This window comes from Pseudomonas petroselini (assembly GCF_045037875.1).
GTDB classification, from domain to species: domain Bacteria; phylum Pseudomonadota; class Gammaproteobacteria; order Pseudomonadales; family Pseudomonadaceae; genus Aquipseudomonas; species Aquipseudomonas petroselini.
In genome coordinates this window covers 4992988-5006293 of record NZ_CP173614.1, presented here as the reverse complement: position 1 = coordinate 5006293, position 13306 = coordinate 4992988, and the positions used below count along the sequence as shown (strand labels likewise).

The following is a 13306-nucleotide window of genomic DNA, read 5'->3' as shown; positions in this document are numbered from 1 at the left end:
ACAAACGGCATTTGAAATCTCCCAGCAGACTGACGTTACTGCTCAACGTGGTGCGATAGTGGTTAACGACACTATGCACACCATGCGCAAAGTCGCTGGGGATATGCAGGCTGCCTCGGGTGGTGTCGAAGCGCTTGGAAAGCAGTCGCTGTTAATCAGTTCGATCATTCAGACCATCAGTAGTATTGCTCAGCAAACGAACCTTTTGGCATTGAACGCTGCGATTGAGGCTGCACGCGCAGGTGAGCAAGGCCGAGGTTTTGCAGTCGTCGCGGATGAGGTTCGACAATTGGCCGGGCGCACCAGCACCGCGACTGAGGAAATCGCATCAGTTGTTTTGGAAAATCAAAAGCTGGTGGGTCAAACCATAGCGGAGATGGCGAACAGTAAGTCCCAAGCTGAGCAAGGTCTTGAGCTAGCCACGCAGGCAGGGCAAGTTATTGTTGAAATTCAGGACGGAGCCAAGAAAGTTGTTGAAGCGGTTGGTAAGTTTGCGACTCAGGTGGCTTAGCACGCTCAATCGTACTGCGTTGGAGTTCGCCCCTAGGGAGTTGTCGAGTGTGTGCAAAGTGAGCTGAACAACACATGCTTGGCGAGAGCGACGGTTCGGGCTTGTTAGGTTTGTCGTTGAGCTTTGGCCTTCGTTACCAGTCATAGTCATATCCGGCAAACCAACCTCGCTTGGCTAGTTGTTCAGTTACGTCATGACGCCCGCGTCACCAAAAAAACCGGTGGTGTCTGATAGTAAATACCTGCCAGCGACGCCATCGACACCTCGGTCTCGCGGTCGAAGTACGATAGAAAATGCCAGCCGCCAGTTGTACTCCCCACGTGTGGAAAATTGATCGCAGCTTTATCTGTTATGTAGTGCTCGCGTGAGACGCGTTTGAGATCAAAATCGAACAGTGGCTGCCTCATGGGAGCTTTTTGAGCCGGGCTAAACCCTGTTTGATGTGGCCAGAGTTCTCGCCGATGGCCTCAAGAGCTCCCCGAACGTTATTTCCAACATCTGCATGTCCGTGAGCTTCGACGTGGAGGGTCAACTCCATCAGGGCTGCCTCTAGGGAAAGCTGGTTTTCGTACATTCTTTCCAAAATGTCTGAAAGCGAGTATTCACCGGGCATTTTTCATCTCCTTGTTGGGAAACGACAGAATAGCAGGAGGAGAAAATGATATTGCAATGAGCTCTTCGCAATCGCTTTCAGCGGAGTCGTTGACACGCCGACTGACTTCCTCCATTTAAAGCGCTATCAGCGTTCGCGGGATTCACATGGCTATTGAGCCAAGCGAGCTTTCAAGCTGGCGACTTCCGCTTCAAGTTCACGCACTCGTTCGCGGGACTCAAATTCAACGCTGACGTCCTTCTGGATGCCGATGTAATAGGTGAGCTGATCCGCCTCGTTAAAAACCGGAGTAATCGACAGCTCATTCCAGAAGGCACTACCGTCCTTACGATAGTTACGAATGATTTGCCGGCAGGGCTCATGCATCTTTATCGCCTCTCGGATAACAGCCAAGCCCGCTTGGTCTCGGTCTTCACCCTGCAGGAAGCGGCAGTCCTGATACAGAATTTCGTCAAGGCTGTAACCCGTTAGGCGCTGGAAGGCAGGGTTAGCGTAAATTAGGATGTTCTCATCGCCTTCCTGCTCAGCAATCACAATGCCGTCATCCGAGGTTTCAACCATCAGTTTCAGCAGTTCTGCGTCGATCATTTTCGGGGCCCGGTGAATTTCACATCATTCTAGGACAACTTGGGGGTTGTTAGCGTTTTCGAGATCATTTGAAATATATCTATGACTTACCACGAACGCACTGCTGCACAACAGCACAGGGAAATGGTGGGGGCGCTGCAAGAACCAAGTAGATGACTGATGGAGCGAAGGTGCACAGGCTTCGCTACAACGTCCCGTTCAACAGGTCAGCGCTGCAGTCATGTAGTCCACGTTGCCATCAATATCTCGCCCAAGCGGGGCTTTTGGGCCTACAGTCTTGAGTGTCGCTCACTGCAAGGAATACAAATGAACGTGTTGCCTTCAACCTCTCCGCCAAAGCACGTCAGCCTGCTGGGTTATGGCGGTCTGTTGCCGTTTATTTTTCTGGCGCTGCTGATCCCGTTCTCTCTCGACTATCGAACGTTGTTTGAGATCGCGCTTGTAAACTATGGCGCAGTCATCCTGAGCTTCGTCGGAGCCTTGCACTGGGGCTTCGCTATGACCGTGCAAGACATAAGTGCCGAGCAGCGTCGTGACCGGTTTATCTGGAGCGTCATTCCTGCGCTTACTGCTTGGGTAGCCACGTTATTGCCAATGCCATTGGGTTGCTTGCTGTTGGTCATCGGCTTAGTTGCCCAGCTCCGGCAGGACAGCCAGCTGTTGCGGGTTATGAGCTTGCCCGCCTGGTACCTGCCGATGCGATTACGGCTTACCCTCGTGGCGAGCGCCTGCTTGCTGCTTGCCGCGCTCGTTGAGGCGCTCCATTCGTGAAGTCTCGTGTGCCCGACTCACTTCCATCCAAGCACCGCGTGTGAATTAAGACGAGGCTGTTGAGCCTTTTGGCTGGTGGAAGGTGACATGGGGTCAGTAGCAAACGGAGCGCGCAGGCGGGAGGATGGAAGCCCACAGGGCCAAGACTTGGCAACATCGAGGCTTAGTTTACGACAGCCGTCCTCGTAGAGGCCCGCTCGAACTTGGCTCCCTAGAGCGCTTTCAGGAGACGCTCAAGTGTCTGATGTTCCCAAGTGCTGAGCAACGCTATCGGGTCAGTACCAAAGCGATCTCCAGAGTCAAACGACCAGCGTCGCTCATCCGGACTGACGCATTCTTCGCAGTAGTCGAGTGTGTCACAGTCGTTGTAGATCGATATCCGCCAACCCTCGACGCTCACCACGAAATGGCCCGCATAAATCTCATCCCAAGACGTTTTGCCTACCCTGGTCATCGACCGTCGCTCGAAGATGACCTCTCGCAATAATTGGCATACCTCTCTCGCTGAGAGCTCAGCCGCATTGTCATTGCTGACGCTACCTACCTGGGATGAACGAGCTGCCGCTCGGGCCTCTTCCAGCCTTTGCTCAGCGTACATAGCCGGATCATCATCTGGCAGCGGATAGCCTGCAGCTGAGAGAGCTTCGGCGCGCTTTTCAATGAGCAAACGCTCGGGATCGCGAACTGCTTGGTAGGCTCTGCCTGGCACGCGCCAAGTGGCATCCATTCGCGGCTCCTCAGTGGCTGACCGGCTTACTCTCCAGCCGGCTTCCTCCGGATCTTTCGAAAGCAGGCACCCACCACAATTGGGCACGTGGTTCGCGATTCTCATACTCACGCCAGTTCACCATAGCTCCGGCATCAATGCCGAGCGTCTTGCGCTCTATCAGCCAGGCTACAGCGTTAATGAACTGGCCATGAGAGTACGCAACGATGTCTTGGGCGGGATGCTCTGCAAGACACACCAAGAAAGACTGAGCTCTAGCTATGAAATCTAGAAATGACTCAGCGCCTTCACCATCCGTGAAACCAGGATCGGCTTTGGCCCAATACGCCTCCACCCATTCACGCCGATCAGCGACGGTTGTGTTGATACACCGTGCGGGCTCAAGATAGGTAAATTCGTGGATGGGCCAGGTTTCAAATGGTACTGAAGAGAAAGCAGCCACTGTCTTCATTGCAGTTGCTTGGGCTCGGGAGAACGGCGAGGCAACGATCAGATCTGGGGCCTGGACGAATGACCCGGCCACTAGGCACGCTTGTTCAACACCCTTTGGCGTAAGAGGGATGCTCGCGTGATCCAGGCTGGCTTCGCCGGCGTTAGCAGCACTCTCTCCGTGTCGTATTAGTCTTACATGCTTCATTTACGAACTACTCGTACAGATTGGGCCACTATTTCTCTTAGATCCCCAAGGTTACCGGTACCCAACCTTCAATCAAGAAGTCTCGACAGCAGTCCCTCTATCTGGGTGCCTGCATGCTTGAATTTCAGCTCTTCCAGCTTAGTTGCTCTTCGTTCGCCGGTGAGCAAGCTTAGTCCGTGAAGCGCGTTAAGTAACTTCTGGATATCGCTAATTTCCGAACGCAAGGTCAGCCAGGTAGTGTTCACTCGACGAGCTAACTCGTCGGCCTCATGGCTCAAGCGTTGTGACTCAATTAGCTTGTTAGCGTTGGTGGTGGCCTTAAGATGACCTAAAGCCTGCTCAAGTTCGTCCAGTAGCTCGGTAACAGCCTCCGATTGGTCAAGTGACACGGGGCGCCCCTCCACATAAATCGTGTCCGCCTGAACGCAATAGACAGCTAGTGGCCCTTCACCCCCTCCAGTGCAATCAAGTGCAAGAACGTTCCCTAGCCGAACAGGCTCTGGAATCCAGGTGTGTCCCGTGCACACACGCCAGACCCCTTTGACACCTTCTCGATGGTGCTTTTTGATCCGCTCGCGCCCCCATAGCGCGATCTCTTCTACAGCAGGGATTGATATGTCTCGGATGAACTCGACCCATGACATCCCGGCAGGGACATCAGCATGAACAACGCCAACCAAACCGCGAGGGGACTCGATTTCTATGACTGTGGGAAGGCTCTCGAGCTTCCCAATGACCATCTCTTTAGATTCGTCAGCGATGGTCGACCACCAGCCTGCACCATGAGCTACATAACGAGCGCTGGGGTTTGCCCTGTGAGCCTTGATAAGCATCTGCTCATGGTTACCTTGAACGGTGAAGAACCACGGCTCACCAAGAAGCTTCAGACCGTCGAGGACTCCAGGCCCGCGATCTATGAGATCACCCACACCAATGACTCGGTCGATAGTTTTGTCGAAACCGACCTTCATTAATCCTTTGTAGAGATCAATCGACTTGAAGTGAATGTCACCGATAACGAAGTCGCGACCGACCTCGTTCCGGGGAAGCCTCAGGACTTTCTGACTCATGCGCGGGTTCCTTCCTCAATGGCCATCTAGCAAGTGACCAAACCCGTATTGTCCACCCCGCGACTGCACCTTCCTACAGAAATATGGACAGACAGGAAGACTACACTCCATTGCGCAGTGCTGAAGGTATCCCTGGAGTTTCTTCCGTCGATGGAAATAACGAGAGCAAGCGGAGCGCGCAGGCCAGTAAGGCCGGAGACGCGAGGATGGAAGCCCAGAGGGCCATGACTTAGCTTCAGCCATGGCATGGTTTACGACAGCCGACCCGATAGGGCGCGCCATAAACCTAGATTTGCTTAGATTGCAGGATTGCTGATGTTCTGCAGGCTTATGTATTCCAATATTTTTGGACTGTGCTTCTGGCAATGCCGAGCTTTTCAGCGGTTGTTTTCCTGTCGAAACCTTGCGCTTTCAGGGCTCGAACGTAATCCGCCTTAAGCGGCTGCTTAGGCTTACCCTGGGAGCGCTTGATGAGCTTTCCATCACTGAATTGCTCCTCTACTAACTGCCACCCTCCAGACATCTCGAATTCCCTGATTCGCAAGGCAGTACGTTGCAAAGTCTCGGATGGAAGTTCGTCACCCTGCGCAGCAATGGCGAGAGTGACCATAGTCAAAAGGTCTAGGCCTAGAAAGTCAGCGATTTCGTCCAGTTTCTCCAACGTCGCGTTCGCTCGAGCCTGCTCAAGCTTCCCCACGTACGTTCTGTGCGTTGCCCCCGCCAACTCTTCGTAACTCAACCCCTGATGAGCACGAGCTCCACGCAATGCTCCTGCCAGCGCTTCTTTCAGATGCATGAGTCGGATCCTCAAAACTGAGGATAGAGCCACGGCAAGCGTGTTTCGATAAACAGATCATAGTGATATTATCGTGACATATGCTTTGCCAAGCAGTCGTTTGATCATAGCGGCGGGATGTTTGGATTGATGATGGATTGGTCATGAGAGCAGCACCTAAGACACGGCCAGGGACGTCTCGATGGAAGACGCGCTCATCAAGTCCGACATTTATGGCCCGCGTAAGCCTGCCTGCAATCGTCACTGAGCGACGTCTTGGCAAGAACCAGATCCACTTTTTTAAGCGAAGGCAGGGATAGTGAGTGATGAAGTTCGATTGTGTGAAAGTTTCAGGAAAAGTTGACTACGTTCGATCTGTTGATCGAATGAACGGCGCACATAAAGCTAAAGTCAGCATCGATGGTGCAGTTATCCCGAATTTGCAAGTGTCGAATAAGCTTTATGAAGAGTTAGAGGTCGGCGAGAATGTAACTTTGTATGGGCTTTTTAAAAGAAGTAATGACAAGGAAAAAAACACAGGCATCTTGTACGGCCTAGCGAAGCAAAATGGAGAGAAATCATTTGCAACCCAGTATAGATATCAAGTCCCGCTTTTTCTGACGGTCACTGCGGTCATCGCATTTTGCTTAACTTTCGTCGCCGGCTGGATAGCTTCGATTTTTCCAGTGCTGTTTTTCTTCGGAGAAAATTCAGATTATATGTATACCACTACGGTATTTGCAGTAATTGAGTCGAGCTTGGTTGCCGCTTTTTTCCTGTGGAGGGCATTGGTGATGTTCAACGCTACGTCTGATCCTGAAGCTTGGGAAACTATCGAAGCCGCAGCGCTATCGAGTCGCTTCAGTAAGCTCCACAAGTAATTGTCCTGTGCGTAGAGCATGCTTACACCCGCCCCGGCTTCAGGATCGCTGCGCCAGACTTTCCTTTCCTTGCGAGTATCGGGCAAGCGGAGCGCGCAGGCGTGCAGGATGAGCGCCCAACGGGCTGAGACGCGGCGCAGCCGTGGCTCAGTTCTCGCCAGCCTTCCGCCGCAGGCGGCACGCCATAGCTACTGCCCAATATCAAATCAACAAGGATGCGGCTGAAATGACCCACGATGAACTCCGTCAGCTTGAGGGCGCTAGGCGAAGGACTCTGTGGGCCCTTGCATGCCTCCGTCCTGGCGATCCCGCTGCATCCGACCTCCTTGCCATCCTCGATGATCTCGACGACCAAGAGCGAAACGACACCCCCTGTAGCGATAAGCCACTCGACCTCATTCAGGTTCGTAACTCTGTCTCGGTGATGCGCCATAACTCCGGAATCAACATCATTTTGGAGCAGACTATTCCGCAACCCTGGAGAGAGCGTTTCTATCAGGCAAGCGTCGGGTCGACCAGGTTGGTCAATGGGCCATACGCCTCAGGCTGGGATAAATTCCTGGCGAGTTGGGAAGCAGAGATGCGACACCTGGAGCAGCATCGGGCCGCAAGAAATAAATCTAAAAAAGACTGAGCGGGTGAGGGCATGGGACAAGACGATGACACGGTGTACTGCGATATCCAGATGCCGCTAGCCCAGGGTCGAGAGCTTCTGGAGTTAGTAAATGCACTGCGAGAATCGAAAGCTCATCCGCGTCTCGACAAAATCTTCGAGCACATGCAAGACGAGCTCAGTACGTCCATCGATTTCGTCGAAAACTTATCAACCAGGAACTCGTCTGGGCCGACGCACCACTGAGCATCGGCACTAGAGCATTAAGGGGGATAGAGGCTAAGGCCAGCGTACTAGCTGCAGTTCCTTGATTCGTATCGCCATCGCAATATCCGAAACCCCAAATTGAACCGAAAGTGGAATCAGATTACGGTTGTTGAACCGGGCGCACCTTGCCAGCGAAATCTCTCGATCAAGCGAATCCCTTTCTGCGTTCAGAAGCGACCATGGATCTGAAGGGTTGAGGTGGTAACAGGTGGTATCGGTTAAGGGGAAGGGGCCCTTCATTTGAAATTGAGCAGCAAAAGCATCCATTAGAAGTCGGGCTGGTATCAAAAAACACGCCGCAAAGTAATCAGCCTCCCTTTCCTTGCGAGGGCGACTTTGTCCTCGTGCCGATCCGTCCAAAGGCTTATCACGATGCATTACCTCATCTTCATGAAGCACAAAGTGACCGACCTCATGTGCGCCGGTGAACCGGATCACATTTAGTGGGAATTCGGTAGAAACTGCTATGCGTCGAATCGAGCGATTCATTAAGCCAGCAGCCTTGAAACGCTCTCCCTCTCGCCCGAAGAGTGGTGAGCCCAGGTTAGGAAGGAGCTGGTAATCAAGTCCCAAAATATGGGCCGCGACCTCAGGTGCCAGCATCTGAAAAGGCGTCAGGTGCCGGTTTGGCCATAAGCGTTCCTGGTTGTCCCAAATTTCTCTATGAAGACGATGGGCTGCTTGCTGGATGCTTTCACGATTCATAGCTTTTTACACCATATGATGTGCTGCTATTGCAGACTAATCACCATATGTAGTGTTGTCAACGACCTGTAATGCCAAGGTGATGTCGGGCTAAAGACATGAGTGGGCTCCCGGTGCTCGTGCGCTGGATACTCAAGCCCAGAACCCATCTCGGTGCTTGCTCTGTTGCGATCTAGACTACCGACTTTGCGTACGCAGCCACGCTTCCACTTTTTGCCATCGGCCAACCTCGGAAAGCTTTGACCTTGCTGTATCTAGAGTCTCTAGCAGTCGCTGTCTTTCCGCACGAGAGGGGAACCAATCATCGATCTCTACGTTGCAGTGGTTAGACTCACTCAATGCCCATCTAACGATCATGTCCGCAGCGGCTCGGTAGTGATCGGCCATGAACAGACGTCGGCCCTCCACAGACCATCCACGCTTTGCTAGCTCATCGGTCACGTCGATGATGCCAAGGTCACCAAAGTAGGCTGTGGTGTCAGGGTAATGAATGCCTGCTAACGACACCTTAGCCACGCCGGATTCCCGATCAAAATATGCAAGGAAATGCCACCCACCCGTGGTGCTTCCAGGATAGGGGAAATTGATCGCGGCTTTGCCTGTTATGTAGTTTTCGCGGGAGACGCGTTTGAGGTCAAAGTCGAACTGAGGCTGTTTCATTCAACTGCCCTATGCGAGCCGTGGCTTTGATGTCGTCCTTGAGCAAAGCTGGGCGAACAACTGTCATCAGTGTGGTCGCGAGAATGCTGAATATCTAGGCGTGTAAAGCATTGCTGGCTCAGAGCGTGCTAATTATGGCATATAGCCGCTATAGAAGATGGCGCTGGCCTAGCTGGTGCTCAATTACTTTGCAGATACCCAAGCCTAAAGGCATGGATGTCTAAAGCCAGGATTACCAATGTCACAGGGACTGTCAGCCAGTATCAAACTAAAATATTCCGCTTTTTTGGTTGCTGCTAAAGAAGGGATCCGCATCTTCCAATCTTTGTGCTCCGCGTCTTCGTCGCCAGGGTCTTTTGAGCCACTCACACCAGTCCTCATCGATAGTGACCACTTTGATCGCTATGAGCGCGAATTGCTTGGCGCACTGGGAAAGGATGAGGTTCTGAACATCGCACTTACCGGTGGATATGGGGCAGGTAAGAGCAGTGTCCTGAAGACCTTTTTTGAGCGGCATCCAGAATTTCAAACGGCTTATGTTTCACTCGCAACCTTCAGCAAAGATGCACCTCCACCGTTGACGGTTTCGGACGCTGAACGCTCTGAGACTTCAGCCAGAAGCTCCCAGTCAGTACAGGATTCCGGCGAGAGTAATACCTCAAGCGATTTGATCGCAAGGATCGAGGAAACGATTGTCCAGCAGCTCCTTTACGCCGTGCCAACTGCACGCGTACCCAAAACCCGGCTCAAGCGAATTGTCCAGACATCAGGGCGTAGCATCGCTAGGCGCACGATTTTTTGGGGAGTAATGCTCATTGCGTGCCTGCGGCTTTATGTCCCTACATTGAAGGAAGTACCTACGTTAGATCCTGCTTGGTTGCTGACGAGCCTGTTAATGATCCCGGGTTGGCTGGCAGTCTCGGTAACAGGGCTAGGTGGTTTGTATCTTCTCTATTCGGGACTTAAATTTCTATCTATGTTCAGTATCGACGGCTTAACCTTAAAGGGTGGAAAGCTAGAGGCCGTGAATCACGGATCCGTGCTCCACAAGAACGTAGATGAAATTATCTATTGCTTTGAACGAAGCGATGTCCGCGTCGTGGTGATTGAGGATCTGGATCGTTTCGGAACTCAGGAAATATTTTTTCGCCTGCGCGAGATCAACTTCACTATCCGGCACTCGCCCCAAATAACTCGACCTGTTCACTTCATTTACGCTATTCGTGACGAGCTGTTTACCGTCACCGACAAGACGAAATTTTTTGATCTGATTATCCCTGTGATCCCTGTCGTCAATTCTGAAAACTCAAGGGAGAAGCTTCAAGAGCTCATGAAGACTCGGGCTGTTGATGGCAAAAAGCTGGGTACTGATCTTGACCCAATTCTCGTGGAGACCGTCTGCTATTACATAGATGAGATGCGGCTGATAAAGAACATCGTCAATGAGTACGACATTTTTGCGAGCCTGCTGTCCCAGGGTGGCCTCAAGCTGGATCAAAACAAGTTGTTTGCCATCGTGGTGCTCAGGAACCTCTACCCGGAAGAATTTGCAGAGCTGGTTAAGCGGAGAGGGAAGGTGTACAGCTTGCTCACGGGGTTGTCTGCTTGGGCTAACCAACCATCGCAGGCACTCGCTGAGCTCGAGCGATTAATCGAAGAAAAGTCCCAGCGTGAGGAACGCGGTGAAGAGCGCGTAATCGATCTTAAGTTAAGTGTCTGGTTCGAGGTGTTGAGGGCGAGCGGAATAGACGGCGCCAATTACGTTTTAGTAAACGGTTCTGAGCGGGTAAGCCTCAACGAATTTCTACAGGACGACGTCTTCACTAGAATTTGTGAGGCTGAGCAACTCAAAGCCACCCTCTATTCACAGTGGGCGCATCACAACCCAGTTGGAAATATTGTTCGTCCAAATGACGCGCTTACACAGGCATCCTATCGTACGCGTCTCGCATGGATTAATCAGTCCATAAAGTCAATGGATGAGGCCATTGGGGCGGCAGAGAGGAAGCTCACCGAGATCAAGACGATTTCCTTCCGTGAAGCTGCCCGTGGTGATTATGGAGCAATCATTGACCAGCGGCTGGCAGGAATGGAGATCGTCGTTTACCTAATGCGCGCTGGCTACCTCGACACCGATTACACAGATTATCTTGGATTTTTCTACGAAGGCTCGCTGACTCGCGACGATCAGAATCTGATTCTCGCACTCAGGCGCCGTGCCACCCTCGACGTCGCCTCGCCAGTCCGGAATCCTGAGCGAGTGGCCGACAAATTGGAGCACGATGCTCTCGGGGATGGCAAAGGCATTATCGCTGACCTAATTGTCCAACTCTCACTATCGGCGCCACTCACTGAGTTGTCCGACACAAGAACGCAAAAGCTGGACGTCATCCTGCAAAGCGGCCACCAGAATGCGGGCCGATTGGCTGAGGCTGTATCCATCATCCTTGCAGGGGATGCTAGGTTACCGCTCGTTCGCGCTTTGCATGCACTCGCCCCTGAGTTGTTCGCCGTGATCTTGAGCACTGAGCGATTCAATGAGGCTGACGCTCGACAGGCTTTGGTGTGCGGGATCATGGACGCGTTGTCTCAGCAACAACTTGAGGTTATGGCTCATCGGCAGCCGTTGCTTGAAGTTATCGCCAGTCTCACGGGTGTTAACCACCTGGTCACAGGTATGGCCTCGAACATCGATGGCTGGGCGTGGCTTCGCCGCGAGCCTGTTCGCTTCAATAATCTCACTGCAGAGGTCGGTGCGAGTACGCTGGGCCAATTGATTGGCTGGGGCTGCTTGCAACTGAGTCTCCCGATGATGACATTGATCCTGAAAACGTTTGCGGACGAGGGGGGAGATGTCACTTACAAGCGTCTTCGAAAGTTAAGTCTCGCAGGACTTGATTCATTGATTGAAATTGCTCCTGAAGACTTCATTTTCGAGCTGATGAAGCAGCAAGGTAAGCTTCAGGAAGACACTGAGTCCCTTAGGTACATTCTCGGCCTAGTAGAGGATGATCAAAAATTGCAGGAGGATTTGTTCCAGCACACTGAATGTTTGATTGATGACTTGGAAGGGTTCACCGATAACATTTGGGAGAAGGCTCTAGAACTAGACCGTGTTACCTCCGTTCCAAATGCTGCGTGGAGCTACTATATCGGCATGATTGTAAGGCCAACAGAGGCTCCATCTGAATCGATTGACAAGGAAGAGCAGGATCGTATCCGAGACATCTTCACAGCATTCCTTGCTAGGAACGCCCGTGAAGCTCAGCGGCTTTGGGATGATGCGAGAGATGAGGCGGATGACCTGAAAGCCTATTTGCTGGCTTCGGAGATTGACGATGACTCGCTGGATGAAATTTTCGGGAGTACCACTGTCGGCCCTGAGTCTCTCGTAGGGCTGAAAATATCGGCTGACCGATGGGCGTTTCTGGCCCAGGCTCATTTCGTGCCCTTCGATGGTGAGGTTCTGGAGGAAATTGGCAACAATGATCCAAACGCAGAGGCGGCGTATTTGATCAGGTGCTGGGCTGATGCCCGTGACTACGTCGACCTACGAAAGCTCAATCCGAAGACTGTCGGTTTGATCAGCGCCGCGCGCAGTGTGCCTATTGGTGACATTGCCGTGATGTGGGAGGGTTTGGTTGAGCGAGAAGAGGCTGGTCACGCGGCTGTAGTCGGGAAACTTGCATTGGTGTGCGCCAGGGCTAATGTCGAGAACTTCATCATGCCTCGGAATTGCAGAAGCATCATTGCGTCGCGAGCGTGCGATGTCAGTCTTTCGCAACGTGAAAAGCAGGAGCTATTGCATCAGGCTCTCAAACTGCATGTCGATTGGGCTACGACCTCGTCGATGCTGGCTTCGCTCTCCGGTGGATATGCTGAGTTGTTGGGGGATAAACGTACTGTGCGGTTGCCGAATTCGGAGCTTGATGTTCGACTTTGTCAGGCACTCAATGATCGTGGTTTTGTAGGTAAGATCAAGCCGGAGAAAGACTATATAACGGTCTATACCAAGCGAGTTGGCAGGCTCTAGGCAGGGGATTTCAACCTGCCGAGAATGGATTGCCTAAAGCCAAAAGGTGGCGCACTCCACAGCAGGTAAATAACCCCTGCTCGGTTAGCGGTCAGCTAGCTGCGAGAGGAGGTCATAGGATTTCGATCTCCTCTGGCTGGAGCCATCCTCCTAAATCACTCACTTTTTCGTTGTCACCGAACAGGCTCAACTGATTTGTAGAACATAGCTCCGGAATGATTCGATCATGCCTGTGCTACGGCCTGAGAATTTCCCATGTGGAACGCTTCTGGGTTCCTCGCCTTGCACGCGTTGCTACGGCGTCAGTAACATCCCGGCCAAACCTACAGTAACGATTGCGTCTGCAATGGAAGCGTTCATGAACAGCAAAAACCGTGGCGGAGCCTATATTCGAGCAGCATATGCTTTCACATCTCTCCTTGCAGATCTCCTAAGACGCTTGGGTGAACATAACG

Annotated in this window: 13 protein-coding genes and 2 pseudogenes; 6 read left to right on the top strand and 9 right to left on the bottom strand. The window is 52.4% G+C overall.

Annotated features, from left to right (window positions below; all coding sequences use genetic code 11):
* Nucleotides 1-73 precede the first annotated feature (73 nt).
* Nucleotides 74-511 (top strand): methyl-accepting chemotaxis protein, encoded by a 438-nt coding sequence (locus tag ACI512_RS22935; RefSeq protein ID WP_405121909.1) that lies wholly within the window; start codon nt 74-76, stop codon nt 509-511.
* Between the two features lie 160 nt (nt 512-671).
* Here the strand turns inward: ACI512_RS22935 and ACI512_RS22930 are convergent.
* From ACI512_RS22930 to ACI512_RS22920, 3 genes and pseudogenes are all read right to left on the bottom strand, one after another.
* A pseudogene (locus ACI512_RS22930) lies at nt 672-918 on the bottom strand (hypothetical protein); the annotation flags it as partial.
* On the bottom strand, nt 915-1124 hold the full coding sequence (locus ACI512_RS22925) for a hypothetical protein (RefSeq protein WP_405121363.1): 210 nt from the start codon (nt 1122-1124) through the stop codon (nt 915-917). The gene ACI512_RS22925 and the pseudogene ACI512_RS22930, both read right to left, overlap by 4 nt.
* 150 nt (nt 1125-1274) lie before the next feature.
* Nucleotides 1275-1712, bottom strand: a complete 438-nt coding sequence (locus ACI512_RS22920; protein ID WP_236382064.1) for a PAS domain-containing protein — start codon at nt 1710-1712, stop codon at nt 1275-1277.
* Between the two features lie 306 nt (nt 1713-2018).
* Between ACI512_RS22920 and ACI512_RS22915 the strand changes: the two genes are divergently transcribed.
* The gene (locus ACI512_RS22915; protein ID WP_236382065.1) at nt 2019-2483 is read left to right on the top strand and encodes a DUF3429 domain-containing protein; all 465 of its coding nucleotides are present in this window, start codon (nt 2019-2021) and stop codon (nt 2481-2483) included.
* A gap of 211 nt (nt 2484-2694) precedes the next feature.
* Here ACI512_RS22915 and ACI512_RS22910 read toward each other — a convergent pair whose 3' ends face one another.
* From ACI512_RS22910 to ACI512_RS22895, 4 genes and pseudogenes are all read right to left on the bottom strand, one after another.
* Nucleotides 2695-3210, bottom strand: coding sequence for a hypothetical protein (locus tag ACI512_RS22910; RefSeq protein ID WP_405121927.1), 516 nt, complete (start codon nt 3208-3210; stop codon nt 2695-2697).
* A gap of 27 nt (nt 3211-3237) precedes the next feature.
* Nucleotides 3238-3847 (bottom strand): annotated as a pseudogene (locus tag ACI512_RS22905) (histidine phosphatase family protein); the annotation flags it as partial.
* Nucleotides 3848-3915: 68 nt separating this feature from the next.
* Entirely contained in the window at nt 3916-4917 is a 1002-nt protein-coding gene (locus ACI512_RS22900) for a metallophosphoesterase (RefSeq protein ID WP_405121362.1), read from the bottom strand.
* 328 nt (nt 4918-5245) lie between these two features.
* A complete protein-coding gene (locus tag ACI512_RS22895) occupies nt 5246-5713 on the bottom strand; it encodes a transcriptional regulator (protein WP_236382074.1) in 468 nt (155 codons plus the stop codon).
* Between the two features lie 305 nt (nt 5714-6018).
* Here ACI512_RS22895 and ACI512_RS22890 point away from each other — a divergent pair, with 305 nt between their 5' ends.
* The 3 genes from ACI512_RS22890 (at nt 6019) to ACI512_RS22880 (ending at nt 7432) form a co-directional block, all read left to right on the top strand.
* A complete protein-coding gene (locus tag ACI512_RS22890) occupies nt 6019-6573 on the top strand; it encodes a hypothetical protein (protein ID WP_236382102.1) in 555 nt (184 codons plus the stop codon).
* 226 nt (nt 6574-6799) lie between these two features.
* The gene (locus ACI512_RS22885; RefSeq protein ID WP_236382076.1) at nt 6800-7207 is read left to right on the top strand and encodes a hypothetical protein; all 408 of its coding nucleotides are present in this window, start codon (nt 6800-6802) and stop codon (nt 7205-7207) included.
* 12 nt (nt 7208-7219) lie between these two features.
* A complete protein-coding gene (locus tag ACI512_RS22880; RefSeq protein ID WP_236382077.1) occupies nt 7220-7432 on the top strand; it encodes a hypothetical protein in 213 nt (70 codons plus the stop codon).
* Nucleotides 7433-7465: 33 nt separating this feature from the next.
* On the opposite strand, the gene ACI512_RS22875 is transcribed toward ACI512_RS22880, so the two are convergent.
* Nucleotides 7466-8158, bottom strand: a complete 693-nt coding sequence (locus tag ACI512_RS22875; protein ID WP_405121361.1) for an ImmA/IrrE family metallo-endopeptidase — start codon at nt 8156-8158, stop codon at nt 7466-7468.
* 177 nt (nt 8159-8335) lie between these two features.
* Nucleotides 8336-8818 carry a hypothetical protein gene (locus ACI512_RS22870; RefSeq protein WP_236382088.1) on the bottom strand — a complete coding sequence of 161 codons (483 nt, stop codon included), beginning with the start codon at nt 8816-8818 and terminating at the stop codon, nt 8336-8338.
* A gap of 238 nt (nt 8819-9056) precedes the next feature.
* Between ACI512_RS22870 and ACI512_RS22865 the strand changes: the two genes are divergently transcribed.
* Nucleotides 9057-12851 (top strand): hypothetical protein, encoded by a 3795-nt coding sequence (locus tag ACI512_RS22865; RefSeq protein ID WP_236382090.1) that lies wholly within the window; start codon nt 9057-9059, stop codon nt 12849-12851.
* The last annotated feature ends 455 nt before the right edge of the window (nt 12852-13306 follow it).